Consider the following 16619-nt stretch of genomic DNA (forward strand, 5'->3'; position numbering starts at 1 on the left):
GCGCCCATGTCTACCTTCGTCTGCGGCGCGAATCTTCACGCCAACGGTATCCGCCAGCATTACCTTCGTTACGGCGGCGAGCGCCCCGGTCGCGATCCGGTCATCATCGTGCCGGGCATCACGAGTCCGGCCGTGACGTGGGGATTCGTTGCGGAACAGCTCGGTCAGGTCTTCGATACCTATGTGCTCGACGTGCGCGGCCGTGGCTTGTCGTCGGCATCGAACACGCTCGACTACAGCCTCGACGCGCAGGCCGCCGATCTGATTGCATTCGCAACTACTTTGGGCCTGGGACGCTACAGCGTGCTCGGGCATTCGATGGGCGCGCGTATCGGCATTCGTGCTGCACGGTCGGCCCCCAAGGGCATGATGCGGCTCGCGATGATCGATCCGCCGGTATCGGGTCCGGGACGACGCCCGTATCCGTCGCAATTGCCGTGGTATGTCGATTCGATCCGTCAGGCGCGCGAAGGCATGAGCGCCGAGGCCATGCGTACGTTCTGCCCGACGTGGACCGAGGCGCAGCTCGCGTTGCGCGCGGAATGGCTGCATACCTGCGATGAACGTGCGATTCGTGCGAGCTTCGAAGGCTTCCATACCGACGACATCCATGCCGATCTGCCACATCTGGAGATTCCAGCGCGTCTGGTGACGGCGGGGCGGGGCGACGTGGTGCGCGACGAGGACGTCGAGGAAATCCGCGCAAGCGTGCCGCAGCTCGAACACACGCGCGTGCAGAACGCCGGCCACATGATTCCGTGGGACGACGAGGCCGGCTTCTACGCGGCGCTCGGTGAGTTCCTCGGTGCGCCGCTCATTCAAGGAGGCCATCATGCCAGTCAGTGACTATCAAATGGTCGATGCCTGGACCCGGGTTCTGAAGCTTTCGCGCCTCGAAGCCGGCCAGACGGTGACGATTCTCACGAGCGCGTCCACGCATCCGCAGACGCTCGCCACCGCGTTGATCGCGACGCAGGCGCTGGGCGCTATCGTGAACCGTCTCGACCTGCCGCCGGTGAATGGCGAGAAGTCCCTGAGCCGCGATTCGCTCGCGTATCTCGGCACGACGCCGCTCACGGGCAATCGCGCCGCCATCGCGGCGCTCAAGGAAAGCGATCTCGTCCTCGACCTGATGACGCTGTTGTTCTCGCCCGAGCAACTAGAGATTCTCAAGACCGGCACGAAGATCCTGCTTGCTGTTGAACCGCCTGAAGTGCTCACGCGTCTGGTGCCGACCGAAGGCGACCGGACGCGCGTCCTCGCGGCGCAGGCACGCATTGCGCGCGCGAAGAAGATGCATATCGTGTCCGCGGCGGGTACGGACTTTCATTGTCCGCTGGGCGAATTCGAACCGATCGCGGAGTACGGTTTCGTCGATGAACCGGGCCGCTGGGATCATTGGCCAAGCGGCTTCGCGCTAACCTTCCCGGACGATCGCACAACTCATGGACGCATCGTGATCGATCGCGGCGACATCCTGCTGCCGCAGAAGAGCTACGTGCAGGACCGCATCGAACTGACGGTGGAAGGCGGCTATGCGACGCGCATCGAAGGCGGCATCGACGCGCAGTTGCTGAGCGAATACATGGCCACCTTCAACGATCCCGAAGCCTACGCGATCTCGCATATCGGCTGGGGTTTGCAACCGCGCGCGCACTGGTCGACGCTCGGCCTCTACGATCGTGAAGCGACCATCGGCATGGATGCGCGCGCTTTCGAAGGCAATTTCCTGTTCTCGCTCGGACCGAACAACGAAGCAGGCGGCAGCCGCACGACGACCTGTCACATCGACATTCCGCTGCGGCACTGCGATGTCTTCCTCGACGGCGAGGCCGTCGTGCGCAACGGCGTCGTGCTCGATCGATAAATCACGAAAGGCACCCCATGTCCCACGATATCGAAACCTACCAGCGTCAAAGCTTTGGCACGGCGCTGGAACCGAAAGCGCCGTTCGGTCTGTTGATCGTCGATCTGGTGAACGGATTCGCCGATCCCGACGTGTTCGGCGGCGGCAATATTCCGCAGGCCATCGAGAACACGGTGCCGCTGCTGGCGCACGCGCGCGCGAAGGGCTGGCCGGTGGCGCACAGCCGCATCGTGTTCGCGGACGACGACGCCGATCACAACATCTTCACGATGAAAGTGCCCGGCCTGCTGACGCTGAAGGAAGCGGCGCACAACAGCGCGATCGTGCCGCAACTGACGCCGCGCGACGGTGAACTGGTCGTGCGCAAGACCGTGCCTTCCGCGTTCTTCGGCACGCCGCTCGCGGCATGGCTCACGCAGCACGGCGTGCGCACGCTGTTGATCGCGGGCGCGGTGACGAGCGGCTGCGTGCGTTCGTCGGTCGTCGATGCGATGCAGTACGGCTTCCGTCCGTTCGTGTTGTCGGATTGCGTCGGCGATCGTGCGATCGGGCCGCATGACGCGAACCTGTTCGACATGGCGCAGAAATACGCGGCCGTGATGAAGCGCGACGAAGCCTTGGCGTTGCTCGAGGACCTCTGATCGTCCGCATGGACGGCGCGCACGTCAACCGCATGGGATCGACATGGATACCTCTGTTTCCGGACAGCCGCAGCGCGCCGTCACGCGCCACGAGTTCACGCTGATCGTTGCGTCATCGTTCGGCGCGCTGCTCGAATGGTATGACTTCTACATCTATGCGGCGCTCGCGGGCACGTTCGGCGCGCTGTTCTTCCCGAGCGGCAACGATACCGTGGCCTTCCTGGCGAGCCTCGCCACCTTCGGCGCCGGCTTTCTGGTGCGGCCGCTCGGCGCGCTGTTCTTCGGACGGCTCGGCGACCGCATCGGCCGCAAATATACGTTCATGGCGACCATCGTGCTGATGGGCGTCGCGACGGTGGGCGTCGGCTTGCTGCCGTCCTTCGAGCGCATCGGCATGCTGGCGCCGGCCTTGCTCGTCGCGCTTCGGTTGCTGCAGGGCTTCGCGCTCGGCGGGGAGACCGGCGGCGCGGCGACGTATCTCGCCGAGCATTCGCCCGCGCAACGGCGCGGCTTCTACACGAGCTCGCTGCAAACCACGGCGACGCTCGGATTGCTGGCGTCCATCGCGGCTGTCAGCATCAGCCGCGCGGCAATGGACGAAGCCGCGTTCCGCAGCTGGGGCTGGCGCATGCCGTTCCTCGTGTCGATCGTGCTGCTCGCGGTCTCCGTGTATCTGCGGACAAAACTCGCGGAATCGCCCACTTTCCGCGACATGAAGCGCGCCGGGCGGCTCTCGAAGTCGCCGATCGGGGAAAGCTTCGGCACGTGGGGCAATCTCAAGTACGTGTTGATCATGCTGTTCAGCACGGCATCGGGCGTCGGGGTCGTGTTCGGCACGGGACACTTCTATTCGATGGTATTCCTGCAGAACACGCTCAAGGTCGCGCCGAACACCGTGAACCTGTTTCTCGCCATCGCGCTGATCGGCGTGTTTCCGTGTTATCTCGTGTTCGGCTGGCTCTCGGACCGCATCGGACGGAAGTGGATCATGATGCTCGCGTGCCTGCTGCTCGCCGCGACCACGCAGCCGATCTTCCACGCGCTGACGCACTATGCGAACCCGGCGCTCGAAGCCTTCCAGAAGCAGGCGCCCGTGACCGTTCGCGCCGACGATTGCCGCTTCACGCTGTTCTCGGCGCCCGTGACGGAGTGCGACCGCATCCGCGCGTTCCTGAGCGCGTCGGGTGTCTCTTATGAGCAGGCGCGGCCGGCGGCGGGCGAGGGCGCAGCGACGACGATCGGTGCGCGCGTGGTGCAGGGCAGCGACCGGCACGCGCTGGAGCAGGCGCTGATCGCCTCCGGCTGGTCGCCCCACGCGGATCCCGCCCGCATCGACGCGCCGATGGTCATCTTCCTGATGTGGCTGCTGCTGCTCTATCTCGCGATGATCTACGGCCCGATGGCGGCCTTCATGGTCGAACTGTTTCCCGCGCGCATCCGCTACACGTCGCTGTCGTTGCCGTTTCATCTCGGCTCCGGCTGGTTCGGCGGCATGCTGCCTTTCGTGGTGTCGGCGATGGCGGTGGCGCGCGGCGACGTGTACTTCGGCCTGTGGTACCCGGTGGTGATTGCGCTCGTGTCGTTCGCGGTCGGCGTGCTGTTCGTGCCCGAGACGTTCCGGCGCGACATCACGCAGTGACGCGCCGTGACGACAGCAGAACTCAGTCGAAGTGCTTGAGCGAAGTCCGGCCGTACTGGTTGTTCCCCTCGACGAGCTTCATCATCATGCGCACGAAATGAACGCGATCTTCGGCACTCAGCGGTTCGAGAAACTTCACCTGCGCCTGGCGCATGCTGCCGTACATCTCCTTCATCGTGCGGCGGCCCTTCGCGGTGATGTTGGCGAGCTTCAGACGGCCGTCGTTCGGGCTCGGCTCGCGCTTGACCAGGCCGCGTTCCTCGAGCCGGCGCAACACGTCCGCCATGGTCGTGCGATCCACGCCCACCTCCGCACACAGCGACGTCTGGTCGAGGCCGGGACGTTCGCTCAAGGTGGTCAGCAAGCCGTATTGCACCGGCGTGATGGCGAAGTCCTTGCAGCACTCGAAGAAGAGCGCGATGTGAATCTGGTTGAGCCGCCGGATCAGAAAGCCCGGGCGTTGCCACAAATGTCCGGTTTCGATGCCGCTATCGGCGACGGCCGCTTTTTTCTCGGCTGCGGTGCCCATCCTTTACCTTTTTCGAAGAAGTTTCGTCACTCGGGAGTGTAGCGTTCGCGCGCGGGGTCTGTCACAGGCGCGGTCACGGAGCATGCTTTCACATGGTGCCCGATGCACCGTATCCGGGACCATGACGGCCGCGTCGATTGTAGGGGCAATCATGCTTGCGCCGCCATTTTTTTCCGGATACAAAGCTATCAATCAGCGTACTGATGAAATGCCTCGGGTTGCATTGCAGCATGTCGATGATGGATGTCGGATCACGAAGTCAATAGAAGGACGCGTCGCGCAATGATCAGTGCGATCAGTGCGATCGGTTCATGTGCAAGGTCCCGCCATGCGCATGAATGTTCAGCATGCTGATCAAGTGGCGAATGCGTTGAACCTCACCTCACTCAGTGCCTTGGAGTTTCATATGAGTTCTACCCCTGTACGGACGGACGACGTCGCCATCAAAGGGCGGTCGATGTCAGGCAACGACATCAAGACGCTGATGCTGGCGTCGCTGGGCGGTGCGCTCGAATACTACGACTTCATCGTCGCGGTATTCTTCACCAAGCTGCTCGCGACGGTGTTCTTCCCGCCGCAGACGCCCGAGTGGCTCGCGCAACTCGAAGTGTTCTGCATCTTCGCGGCGGGCTATCTGGTACGGCCGATCGGCGGCATCTTCTTCGCGCACTTCGGCGACCGCATCGGCCGCAAGAAAATGTTCGCGCTGAGCCTGTTCCTGATGGCCGCGCCGACGCTGCTCATCGGCCTGCTGCCCAGCTACGCGATGCTCGGCATCGTCGCGCCGCTGCTGTTCCTGTTGTGCCGCGTGCTGCAGGGGCTGTCGGTCGGCGGGGAAGTGCCGGGCGCGTGGATCTTCTGTTCGGAGCACGTGCGGCGCGACCGCATCGGTCTCGCGTGCGGTCTGCTGATGTCGGGGCTGTGCACCGGCATCCTGCTCGGCGCGCTGTCGGCGAAGTTCCTGATCGGCAACATGGATCCGGCCGAACTCAAGACCTGGGGCTGGCGCGTGCCGTTCATCGCGGGCGGCGTGTTCGGTCTGATCTCGGTCTATCTGCGCCGCTATCTGCAGGAGACGCCCGTGTTCGAGGCGCTGCGCGCCAAGCGTGAGGCCGATGCGCGCCTGCCGCTCGCGGTCGTGCTGAAGGAGCATCGCGGCGCGGTGATCGTCTCGCTGCTCGCCACGTGGGTCTTCTCGGGCATCTTCGTGCTGTATTTCCTCTACACGCCGACTTTCCTCCAGACGCAATTCCACTTCGCGCCGAAGGACGTCTTCACCAACAACTCGTGGTCGATCTTCGGCCTGATTCTCGGCAGCACCTTCGCCGGATGGGCCGCGGACAAGATCGGCGGAGGGCGCGCGTATGCCATCGGCAGCGTGGCGATGCTGCTCGTGACCGGCGCTTTCTATCTGAGCCTGAACGCGGGCAGCACGTCGGTCTGGGCGCTGTATATCGCCGGCGGCTTCCTGATCGGCACCATCACGCTCGGACCGTACATCATCGTCAAGAGCTTTCCGGCCGAAGTGCGCTTCACCGGCTTTGCGCTCTCGTACAACACGGCCTATGCGATCTTCGGCGGCACGGCGCCCGCCATCGCGTCCTTCATGGTGGGACGGCAGGGCATGACGATGGCGCCCGCATGGTACATTGCCGCGTTGTGCGTGCTCGGCGTGATCATCGGCCTCATCTGGCGCGCGCCGGTGCACGCCGAAGCGGCCGCGCACTGACGCACGGCCTGGGTTCCGTCGCGGTCTTGCACGCTTGCAGTGTTTCAGTGCGAGACCGCTTGCGCAAGAGCACTCTCCATGTCCGTTGGCGACACAAGCGGCAAAAGCAGCGGTAGCGGCGATCACGGCCTCGGCCGCTCGTGGCTTCTCTATCTCTCACTCGCGTTCGCGAGCATGAGTTTCTCCGCGACCGGCCCGGTCGCCATCATCATCGCTGCGTCGCGTGAAGGCGGCTTGAGTTTCGCGCAGACGTCGTCGTGGCTGTTCGCGTCGATCGGCATCAACGGGCTCGCAAGCATTGCGATCAGTTGGAAGACGCGCCAGCCGCTCCTGTTCCTGTGGACGATTCCCGGCGCGGTGCTCGCCGCGCCAGTGATCGCACAATACGGTTTCGGGGCCGCGGTGGGGACGTACCTCGTGTGCGCGGCCGTGTTGCTCGTGCTGGGCGTGACGAACCTCGTCGGCCTGCTCGACCGCTGGGTGCCGATGCCCATCGTCATGGCGATGATCGCCGGGCTCTTCATCAAATACGTGCTGGCCGTGGTGCATTCGACCGTGGCTGCGCCGCTCATCGGCGGCTGCATGCTGCTGTGCTTCTTCGGCCTGCTGTGGCTCGAACGGCGCAATGCAGCGCCCATCCCGCCGCTGATCGGCGCCATGCTGGCGGGCGCGGCGGTGCTGTTCGCGACCGGCTTCAGGCTGCCGAGCCACAGCGGCGGCGCGTGGATCGCGACGCCAGCGTTGATCGTGCCGCGCTTCGACATTCACGCGATCTCGCAACTGCTGCTGCCGCTGCTCATCACCGTGCTGTTCGTGCAGAACGCGCAGGGTATCGCGGTGACGCGCGCGTCGGGTTATCGGACGTCGTTGCGCCTCGTGACGCTCGTCAGCGCGGCGCTCACAGCGATCACCGCGCCCTTCGGCGGCTGTCCCTCGGTGCTCGCCGGGCCGAGCAATGCGATCCTCGTTTCAGGCGGCACGCACGGACGACACTATCTCGGCGCGTTGATGGCCGGCGTGATCTGCGTGGCGATCGGCGTGTGTTCCACGGCTTATGTCTTTCTTCTGACGAGCCTGCCCGGCGCGTACATCGCGATCCTCGCCGGACTGGCGATGATGGGCGTGCTCGAAAAGTCGTTCGTCAGCGCGTTCCGCTCGGCCTTGCCCCTGAGCGCGATGATCGTCTTCGTCGTCACCTTGAGCGATGTCACGCTGCTGGGCGTGGGCGCGGCCTTCTGGGGCGTCGTGGCCGGTTGCCTCGTGTATTACGCGATCGAACAGCCGCGCGGCGGGCCAACGCGCGCGTAGCCTTCGTTCAGGGCGAAGCCGGCATGGTCGACGGCGCCGGCAGTCCGGGCGGCGGACCGCTGTCGGCGAGGTCGAACAGCGGAACGGCGGCGGGACAATGAAAGGCCGTGAGCAGGTCGCTCGTCAGCGGATTGGCGAGGCTGCCGGTGCTCGCGATATCCAGCGCCGCCTTGCGCCCGTCGAAATCGAACACGACGCGCACGCGCCCCGGCGTCGCGGTCGGCACGATCTGGCCGCGTCCGAGCAGGCGCATGAGCGCCCATGGGCCGTCCACCGAGAGGGTCGAGGTGTCGGTCCGGATCCGCGGGCTCGCCGTGAGCTCGACGTGCACGCCGCCGCGTGGTCCCGGCCACGCGATGCGCAGCGGCGTCACCGGCCCGTGCTGGTACAGCATGCCTTGCCCATCGATGTCGATGGCCAGACTCAGGATGGTGGGGTCGAGTTCGGGCACGCGCACATCTGCTTTCCACGCAATCTGCTTGCCCTGTTCGCCGAAGAAGACCTGACGGATCGCCTGCGCGCGCTGGAAGGGCACGAGGTCCGGGCCTTGCACGGGGGCCGTCGAGCCGGGCAGGGTCCGGTAGCGCCACGGCTGTGACGACGTATCGACGAAAGGCGCCAGGTTCTTGGTGAAGAAATCGTCGAGCAGGCCGCCTTGCGCGAACATGCGGGTGAAATCGTCGATGCTGATGTCGCGCGCGCTGTCCCGTACGAACGGATAGTGGCCCTCGACGGCCAGCCGGCATGCATCGCCGACTACCGCCTGCGTCTGGCGCGACAGCAGTTGTCCGACGCCCTGGTTCACGTCGCGCGAGCCTTGCAGGGCGAGCGCCTGCAACACCGCGCGAAACGGCGCGGGCATGGTGTCGGCGGCCATCTTGAGCTTCGCGGAGGCGTCGTTCGGCGGCGGCAGGCCATTGTTCGAGAGCGCGTTTTCGGCGATGGTAAGCGCCGTGTAGGTGTCATTGAGCAAGGTGGCGACGCCGTCGAGCCCTGTCCGGCGTGCCTGCGTCGCCGCCGGTGCCGCCGGTGCACCCTGCGCCGTTCGCGCAGGCGTGTCCGGCTGGACCTGCGCCTCGCCCGTCACCATTTCGCGCAGCGCGGCGAAGCGGTCGTCGACGAGTTCGCGCTCCACGCGCTCCTGCGCCCGCAGTCCGAATCCCTTCGCCTTGTTCGTGAGCGCCGCGTCCGCCTGATCGAGCAGTGAACGCTTTTCTTCCGTCAGGCTTTTGGTGAGCGTGGTTTCGCGCGCGGCGGCGAATGCCAGTCGCGCGAGCGGCGAATCCGGCGCCGCGAACTGGCGCATGATCTGCAAGTTGAAGCCGGCACTCGATCCGGTCACCGGACGAATGTCCGCCAGGAACGCGCTCCAGTGCTGTTGATACTCCGTCAGATACAGGCGGCGGATGGCGTCGGTCAGCGCATCGTCTCCGCCGCCGGCGGCGCTTACGAATTCAGCCGTTTTTTTTTGAGCCTCGCGCACGCCGCCGGTCCAGCCCGAGAGATACGCCCGGCCCATGACCCAGGCGTCGTCGTCGCGCGCGATCTTGAGGAATTCCGCCAGACGACGGTCGAACAGGGCACGGTAGCCATCGAACGTGAAGAGACCCGGCACGCCGCGCGAGAGCGGTTCTCCGCTCGCACGCGTGAACGACATGCCCGCCTGCGGTCCCACCGCGCGCAGCAGCGTGAAGTCGTCCGGTGCGTCGTCCTGCATCGCGGCCTTCGCGCGGTCATACAGCCGTTGCGTGCCGTTGCTCTGGTCGAGAAAGCTTCGCGCGCGCTCGATCAGTGCGTCGTTGCGGATGAGCGGCGACTGAACGACGCGCTGCCCCGCGAAGAGCCGGTCCAGATGCTCCAGCATCGATGCACGGCCGCCGTAGGCCGACGCGCTGTCCGTTCTCGACCAGTCGTCGAGCACCCAGGCCTTGATCTCGCCGCCGTTGAACATCGCGGGCTCGTAGAGCATCAGGTAGACGCGCAGCGCGCCGTAGGCCGCCTTCGGGTCCTGCCGTGCGATGGCCTGCGCGATGACCGCCTCGATGCGATGCACGATTTGCGGCAGCAGCAGGCTGGCTTCGAGGGCGCGATAGGTTGCGCCGCTCGCATCGACGATGTCGGGCGCCGCGTACAGCCCATACCGATAGCTTGCGTCGGGATGAGCGAGATCGAGGCCGGTGCGGGCGGGCAGGTGCAGGGCGTCGGTCAGGGCATCGGGTACGCCGTCGGGCTTGGGCTCGCGATAGAGCTGCGCGACTTTTGCGGAGAGCGCCTGGGTCTTGCGCGTGACGGCCTCCAGATAGCTGCGGTTGTTGCCGAAGCTCTCGTACAGGGCGACGGACAGCCAGGTGAAGAGCAACACCGCGAGCGCATGGCCGATCAGCCGCAGCAGGCGGAAGCGAACCTCCCAGCGCAGGTTGGGTTGCACCAGATGCGCTTCGGGCAGGATCACCTTCCTGAAGACGTCGTGCAGGAAATAGCTTCGGTTGCCGGCCGGACTCGCCGGACTTGCCGAGGCGTGACTGCCCGCCAGCGCGCGTTCGACGCCCTCGGCCAGTCGCCGGGCGATCGTCGCGGGTTCGGCCGGCAGCGGCAGGCCCTCCTGCGCGGCGCTCGTGAAATACACGCCGCGCAACATCGGATGATGTTCGGTGTCGTCGTAGCGCGTGCCGGTGAACAGCCGCGCGAAGCACTCCGCGAGCGGCGCGGCGAGCGCGGCGAAGGCTTCGGGAAAGGCGACGAGACGGCGGCGACGGTCGAGATCGAATTCGTCTTCGAGGCGCGTGTTGAGGCCGTCGGCCAGACGCGCCGTCAGCAACGCGAGCTCTTCACGGCAACGCGCCTCGGTGGCCGGCGACGCGACCGGCAGCGTGAAGCCCCAGACCTGCGCGCGATGTTCCTCGGTCAGCGCGGCAAAGTAGTCGGCAAAGCCGCTCAGGCGGTCCATCTGCGTGACGATCAAATACACCGGAAAGCGAATCCCGAGCGTACGGCGCAGGTCGGCGAGCCGCGCGCGGAGGGCGTCGGCTTCGGCTTCGCGCAGGGTGGCGTCGGCGGCGGTGAGCAGGTCGAGGCGGATCGTCAGCAGCGCGCCGTTGATCGGCGCACGCGGACGGTGACGGCGCAACATCCGCAGGAAACCCAGCCATTCCTGCGTGTCGGTCTCGCGCCGGTTCGGAAGGTCCGTCTGGATGCTGGGATGCAAGGGCGCGACATTCGCTGAGCGAAGGCTCGCGGCTGCGGCCTGTGTTTCGCTGGCCGAGGTCAGCGGATGAGAGGACTGGCCCGGACGCGTGTAATAGCCCGGGGTGTCGATGCACAGGGCTTCGTCGGTAAGCCACCAGTCGACGGACGGATCGGCAGGCGCATCCGGGCGCGCCTGCCGGAGCGCGACGCTCGCGGGCACCGGCAGGCCGGCATTGAGCAGTGCGCGCGTCTTACCTGAGCCCTCTGAACCGAGCGCGATGAACCAGGGCAATTCATACAGGTAACGGGTGCGCTGGAACAGACGGGCGAAACCGCTCGTGCGCGTGCTTTTTAGGCTCTCCAGCACGCTCCTGAAGTGCGTTTCGAGTTGCCGGAGCCTGGGATTCACCGGCGATTCCTGTTTGTTGCCGAAAGCGAGCGCGCGGCGCAGGAACTGCTCGTCGCTGCGCATGCGGCACCAGATGCGATAAAGCAGCCAGCCCGCGAAGACCGCGACGACGGCGGCGATCGCGACGATGCGCGTGTCCGAGGACGCGAACGGTTTCTTCTCGCCGAAGCTCAGCAAGGGCGCGGCATGCCAGATGAGCAGGCAGAGCAGCGCGCCGAAGACGACCGCCATCGACACGTGTCTGAGCCGGAGCAGCGCGCCGCACAGGATCAGCGCGATCACGATCACGCGCAACGCGACGCTTTCGAGCGGCTTGAGTCCGCCGAACGCGAAGTACGGTCCGATGAACCATACGGCCAGCACGAGCATCAGCAGCGCGATGATCGCGAGAAACAGGCGTGAAAACAGGAACGACAACAGCTTCTTCATTCTTCGGGTCCACTTCTTCGGGTCGAGTAGCGACGAGCGACGTTCGGCGTGAAGGCTCACGCACCGTTACGGCACGACGGCGATCTCGACGCGCCGGTTCAGCGCGCGGCCTGACGCCGTGCGGTTGTCGCCGAGCGGACTGGATGCGCCGCGGCCGACCGCTTCCAGCCTTCCCGCCGGCACGCCGGCCGCTTGCAGCTGCTGGACGACTTGGGTGGCGCGTTCGAGCGAGAGCGCGTCGTTGGAGGCGTAGCGACGGCTGCGGATGGGAAGGTTGTCGGTGTAACCGGTGACCGTGACCCGGCCGGGAACCCGGGTCACTTCGCCGGCAATTTTCGCGATGAGCGGGGTCATCGCGGCATTCACGGCAATGGCGCCCGGCGCGAACATCGCGTCGCCCCGGAAGGTCACGGTGCTGTGCTGCGCATCTTCAACGACGCTCACCATGCCGGCCGCAATCTCGTTCGCCAGCAGTTCGCGCAGGCGGGGCACGCGTGGCGCGGGCGGCGGGGTCATGCGGCCGATCTCAATGATGCGCGTTGCGAGCGAGGCGCCTTCGCTGAGCAAGTGATACTTGAACCAGCCGAACAGGCCAAGCAACGCGAGCCCGAGGACGGCGAAGCTGATCCATGCGGGGAAGTTCCATAACGAGAGGCGTTTGCCGCGGGCGGTGGAGTCGGCGTGGGGGGAGAGGGCTAGGGGGAGGGGATTGCGGCTTTCCTGAATCTTGTGGAACAGGAGGCGGCGGATTCCGTCATGCCTGCGCGCACCGTCCGCCAGCGTTCGATACGTGCCCATGAAACCCAGGCTGAGCACCCGATAGATGACTTCGAGAAGGTCCAGGTGTTCGTGAGAATCCTCCAACAGGCGACCGATGAGATTGAAGGTCTTTACGCCGCCTTCGGCATCTTCATGGAACTTCGCCGCCAGAGTTTTGGTACTCCATTTGGCGCCGGATGATTTTTTGTCCCATTCAGTTTGCATCGCCGCTTCATCGAGAGCAGTACACAGGCAATAGCGTGCACCGAGCATGTGGTCGCGACGGATATTGGCCTGTTCGCACAGGCGCTGGAAATTACGCACTTCATCGACGAGCAATTGCCGGAACGCCCTCATTCCGGTCTGATCGAGTCTATCGGGGATCTCCGCGAGCGCGCGCAGAAGCGGACGCGCCGCTTCGAGCAATGGATTACGCGCCGCGAGAATCGCACGCAGACGTGCTGCGGGGACTTCGCTTGGTGGCACGCGGTCCATGAAGCGGGCGAACGTGGCGTCGTCTTTCTCTTTTGCTTCGGCTGCCGCTTTTGCTTCCGCTTCCGCTTGCTTGTTCGGAGCCGGTTTGGCGTGCGTCTCGTTTTGCCGCAATGCCTCGTCAGCATCCGTCGTAGTGTCAGCGTGTGTAATTTTTAGCCTCCCGATGCCTGCACTCAGTTCTTCCCCCGTCTGCCGCCGCTTCAACCGCGCACGCCCCACAACTGGAGCTGCAGCCCAGGAAAATCGCCCGCGATATGCAGCGCGATGCCGCCGTGTTTCTCAACGACACTCCACAACGGCCCGCCGCGCGCGATTTCGAAATAGACGAAGCCGGCGTTGAAGGGAATCTGGCGCGGCGGTACCGGCAAGCCTTGCAGCGGAATGCCCGGCAGATGCGCGCGCACGAGATCGGGCAGACGCTCGGACGGCCCGACCTTCGCCTGCGACGCGAAGCGGTCCGCCAGCGTGTCCAGCGGCATTTCCGCGGACACGGCGAGCACCACGGCGGAGAACGAACGCATCTCGCCCGGATCGACGACGGCATTGCTCACGCCGTAGCCCGCATCGTCGAGCGGAATACGCTGGGCGCTGCGCACCAGCACCGCGTTGAGCAGCCACTGCGTGTCTTCGACGAGCGGCCGCAGACACAGATGCGGCTCCTCGTGCCGATACGGCGGATGCGTTTCAAGTGGACGACGCGTCGCCGGTCGGACATAGGTGGACAGTTCGCCGGCCATGCTCAGCAACAGCGCGTAGAGCTCTGCCGGAGACGTGGTCGGCACGCGCCGCAGATGCTGCAACAGCGGCTCGTAACGATTGAGCGTCTGCAAGAGCAGATAGTCCGATACTTCGGCCACGGAACCCGCCTGACCGTCGCTGCCGGTGAGCCGCTTCGCGAGCTTGTCGGCGCGCATGTGGAGCAGATCGTGGACGTCACCGAGCCAGGTGGTGAGCAAGGCACTCGCCCCGTATCCGCAAACGGGCGGGACGAGCGAATCGTCCAGTTCGATGCTGCCATCGGCGCGCAAGGACTTGACGCGCGCGAGCGGCAGGCCGATCCACCCGCCGGTCATCTCCTTGCGGGGCAACAGGCGCACGCGCAGGTTCGACAACTGGACGGTCTTGGGCCCCAGCCCGGTGGAATTGGCGTCGCGCAAGTCGGTGGCGAACACGGAGTGACGCGCGAGTGAATCCGCCGAATCGTCGAACGTGGTTTCTTCGCCGTTGGGCACACGCACCGGCACCGCAAGGCAGATCTCCTGTTCGAGATGCTCCTGGCGGATCGTCAGCGGCGCGGGCGGGGGCGTGCTGCCGGGCATGTCGAAGGGCGTGCCGTCGGCGAACAGGCCGCTCGCCGATTTCACGATGACCTTGCCGAGCGCGAGCGCCTCGGAATCGATCGCATAGTGCGAGAAGCCGAAGAAGAACGGTGACAGCGGCGCGGCGCGCTTGTGCGCGAAATGCTCCAGATACCGCTCCTGTTGCTGGAACAGTTGCGGACAGAGGAAAAGGCCTTCGCTCCAGGTGACTTTGTTGTGCCAGCTCATGCGCTAAGTGCTCATTCGTTGTGTGGCCGGTTGCCGGACGGGGCGCTCGAGGGATCCACCGACGGAGATTGCGCGTCGCTGATCCGGATGGCATCGGTGTCGAGGTCGATGGCGAGGCGCAGCTTCGGCGCGCGCCGGTACCACGCCGCCGTGGGTGTCGCGGGCAGCAGCGTTGTCGCGCGCCACACGGCGTGGGGCAGGTCGCGGTATGCCGCGATCACGCCCAGCGCCGTGGTGGCGCCCTGGGCGTTGCGCGCGATGCGCCTGCTCTCGCCCGGCCGCAACATGAACTGGTCCCTCGCCACGAGGTCTGCGGCGAGCACGGTCTTGTCCTTGTCCTGCAGCGACTGGAAATCCGCCTCGTTGAATGCATCGAGACTCTTCAGTTCGTACACGCGCACGAGAATGGGCGCGGCCCGTTTCTGGTCGTCGGGGTTGACCGTCGATGACGCGCGAATCGCGACGTCGAGCTTCAGCGGCTCGCGTGGAGGCGGCGCGTCGGAGCTTGCGCAGGCGCCGAGTGCAAGCGCGCACACGGGCGCAGATAACCACGCGGGCGCGGTGGTGGATCGGATGAAACGAGTCGGCAGAAGTCGCATGGATGGCGTGCAGGGCGGAACCCGCTGCGTGCGCGTCGGGTTCCGTGTGAAAAGGCGTCGGCTTCGTTCAGGCTTCCTTGTTGCCCTTGATGTCGAATGCCGCCGTGACGGCTCCGCCGCTGCCGCCCTGGGCGTTCTGCACGATGTACTCCTGCTTGACCTTGGCGAACGCGAGGCGCACTTCCTCGCGGACGCCGTTCTCGCCATGGGAACCCGACGGCTGCACTTTCGTGACCATCACGTCGCTCATCGTGATCTTCAGATATTCGAGCGGATTGCCGCCCGCCTTGCGCACGGTCAGGACGGCCTGATCGATATGCTTGCCGGTCAGGCAATACTTCATCAGGTTGGGACTGGCGCGGTCCATCAGATGCTCGAAGCTGAGATCGTCGACGCTTGCCTTGCCCGCGCCGCCGCCGCTGCCTGCGTGCATCATCGAATCCTGCGAGACGCGCCAGCCCCAGCTCGCCACTTCAATTTCGCTCTTGTGCGCGGCATCCTGGGATTCGCCGTCGATACCGTTGATCTTGATGAAGATGTCTTGTGCCATGGTTCTCTGTTCCTTGAGGTTGACGATAGTTATTGAAGTTGCGTGGAGCTCGTTTCGAGCTGCCGCTGCATGTGCGCGAGCCGGTCCAGACAGGGCGCGCGCCGGTCCGCATCGCCTTCCGGCACGTCCAGTACCGCAGGAATGGTCCGGTCGAGATAGGCCTTCACCTCTCCCGGCGCGGGCTCGATGAACGGCACGCCGCACACGGCGGAGGTGCCGAGCACCGTACCGTCGTCGAGCACGCGCAGGACGGCCGCGGGATTCTTCGGCAGTGCCGTGGCGAGGGCGATGGTCAGGCCAATGGAAGCGCTCCCGTCCGTGCCCTGCGCGAGCCGGGGCGCGAGTTCGACCCAGGCGGCGTTGCCGGTCGCGATGCGGTCGAGCACGGCGTCGAACTGACCGTCGCGGTCGAGCGAGGCCACGGCCGGCCGGGCGCCTTGCGTGTCGATCTCCCCGGCGATGCGTGCGGCGTCCGGCGCGACCTGGGCACTGGCGCATGCCGAAGCAAGCAGCGCACAGGCCAAAGACGCAGGCAAGCCCGATTTGAGCAACAGGAATCGCATCATTGGACGATCAATCCCTTGTCGGCGCTTCGGTTGATCTGTTCCCGCACGGGCCGCCCGAGGATCACGCAGCCGGTGGACGCCGTGTGATCGAGGTTGTCGCCGTGAATCATGAAGGCGGATCGTCCGAAGGTGGCGGTGCCGGTTTCCGGCGTGAGGTCCATCGAGACAGCGCCTGTGCGTACCGAATGACGCGCATTGCCGATTCGATAACTGCCTCGCGGAATCGGGCCCATGTTTCGGACGTTCTCCATGGCGGGATTGTTGCGGCCATCGCCTGCGCCGGAATAGCCGTTTCGGGCGACGATGTTGCCGTCCGGATCGCTGAGCGTTCCGGTGCTGCGGGTGTAGGTCCAGGGCATGACGGTT

Annotated in this window: 14 protein-coding genes; 6 read left to right on the top strand and 8 right to left on the bottom strand. The window is 65.5% G+C overall.

What is annotated here, in order from left to right; translation table 11 throughout:
• The first annotated feature begins 6 nt into the window (after window positions 1-6).
• The 4 genes from QCE83_RS22390 to QCE83_RS22405 are packed head-to-tail and all read left to right on the top strand — an operon-like array spanning window position 7 to window position 4147.
• Window positions 7-846, top strand: coding sequence for an alpha/beta hydrolase (locus QCE83_RS22390; protein ID WP_309816280.1), 840 nt, complete (start codon window positions 7-9; stop codon window positions 844-846).
• A complete protein-coding gene (locus QCE83_RS22395) occupies window positions 833-1867 on the top strand; it encodes a 2,5-dihydroxypyridine 5,6-dioxygenase (protein WP_309816282.1) in 1035 nt (344 codons plus the stop codon). Before QCE83_RS22390 ends, QCE83_RS22395 begins: the two co-directional genes overlap by 14 nt.
• 17 nt (window positions 1868-1884) lie before the next feature.
• Entirely contained in the window at window positions 1885-2508 is a 624-nt protein-coding gene (locus QCE83_RS22400) for an N-carbamoylsarcosine amidohydrolase (protein WP_309816284.1), read from the top strand.
• A 43-nt stretch (window positions 2509-2551) separates the two neighbouring features.
• Window positions 2552-4147, top strand: coding sequence for an MFS transporter (locus QCE83_RS22405; protein WP_309816287.1), 1596 nt, complete (start codon window positions 2552-2554; stop codon window positions 4145-4147).
• A 22-nt stretch (window positions 4148-4169) separates the two neighbouring features.
• On the opposite strand, the gene QCE83_RS22410 is transcribed toward QCE83_RS22405, so the two are convergent.
• A complete protein-coding gene (locus QCE83_RS22410) occupies window positions 4170-4676 on the bottom strand; it encodes a MarR family winged helix-turn-helix transcriptional regulator (protein ID WP_309816291.1) in 507 nt (168 codons plus the stop codon).
• A 406-nt stretch (window positions 4677-5082) separates the two neighbouring features.
• Between QCE83_RS22410 and QCE83_RS22415 the strand changes: the two genes are divergently transcribed.
• Window positions 5083-6405, top strand: coding sequence for an MFS transporter (locus QCE83_RS22415; RefSeq protein ID WP_309816294.1), 1323 nt, complete (start codon window positions 5083-5085; stop codon window positions 6403-6405).
• A 78-nt stretch (window positions 6406-6483) separates the two neighbouring features.
• Window positions 6484-7713 (top strand): benzoate/H(+) symporter BenE family transporter, encoded by a 1230-nt coding sequence (locus QCE83_RS22420; protein WP_309816297.1) that lies wholly within the window; start codon window positions 6484-6486, stop codon window positions 7711-7713.
• Between the two features lie 7 nt (window positions 7714-7720).
• Here QCE83_RS22420 and tssM read toward each other — a convergent pair whose 3' ends face one another.
• From tssM to QCE83_RS22455, 7 genes are all read right to left on the bottom strand, one after another.
• Window positions 7721-11737: a type VI secretion system membrane subunit TssM gene (gene tssM, locus QCE83_RS22425; RefSeq protein WP_309816300.1), complete on the bottom strand. Its 4017-nt coding sequence runs from the start codon at window positions 11735-11737 to the stop codon at window positions 7721-7723.
• Between the two features lie 66 nt (window positions 11738-11803).
• Window positions 11804-13102 (bottom strand): type VI secretion system protein TssL, long form, encoded by a 1299-nt coding sequence (tssL, locus tag QCE83_RS22430; RefSeq protein WP_404985688.1) that lies wholly within the window; start codon window positions 13100-13102, stop codon window positions 11804-11806.
• 89 nt (window positions 13103-13191) lie between these two features.
• Window positions 13192-14538: a type VI secretion system baseplate subunit TssK gene (gene tssK, locus QCE83_RS22435; RefSeq protein ID WP_309816305.1), complete on the bottom strand. Its 1347-nt coding sequence runs from the start codon at window positions 14536-14538 to the stop codon at window positions 13192-13194.
• Window positions 14539-14549: 11 nt separating this feature from the next.
• Window positions 14550-15137 carry a type VI secretion system lipoprotein TssJ gene (gene tssJ / locus QCE83_RS22440; RefSeq protein WP_309816308.1) on the bottom strand — a complete coding sequence of 196 codons (588 nt, stop codon included), beginning with the start codon at window positions 15135-15137 and terminating at the stop codon, window positions 14550-14552.
• A 67-nt stretch (window positions 15138-15204) separates the two neighbouring features.
• Window positions 15205-15687, bottom strand: coding sequence for a type VI secretion system tube protein Hcp (locus QCE83_RS22445; protein WP_309816312.1), 483 nt, complete (start codon window positions 15685-15687; stop codon window positions 15205-15207).
• A 29-nt stretch (window positions 15688-15716) separates the two neighbouring features.
• The gene (locus tag QCE83_RS22450) at window positions 15717-16253 is read right to left on the bottom strand and encodes a hypothetical protein (RefSeq protein WP_309816314.1); all 537 of its coding nucleotides are present in this window, start codon (window positions 16251-16253) and stop codon (window positions 15717-15719) included.
• On the bottom strand, window positions 16250-16612 hold the full coding sequence (locus tag QCE83_RS22455) for a tlde1 domain-containing protein (protein WP_309816317.1): 363 nt from the start codon (window positions 16610-16612) through the stop codon (window positions 16250-16252). Before QCE83_RS22455 ends, QCE83_RS22450 begins: the two co-directional genes overlap by 4 nt.
• Window positions 16613-16619: the final 7 nt, after the last annotated feature.

Source organism: Caballeronia sp. LZ034LL (assembly GCF_031451215.1).
GTDB lineage: Bacteria > Pseudomonadota > Gammaproteobacteria > Burkholderiales > Burkholderiaceae > Caballeronia.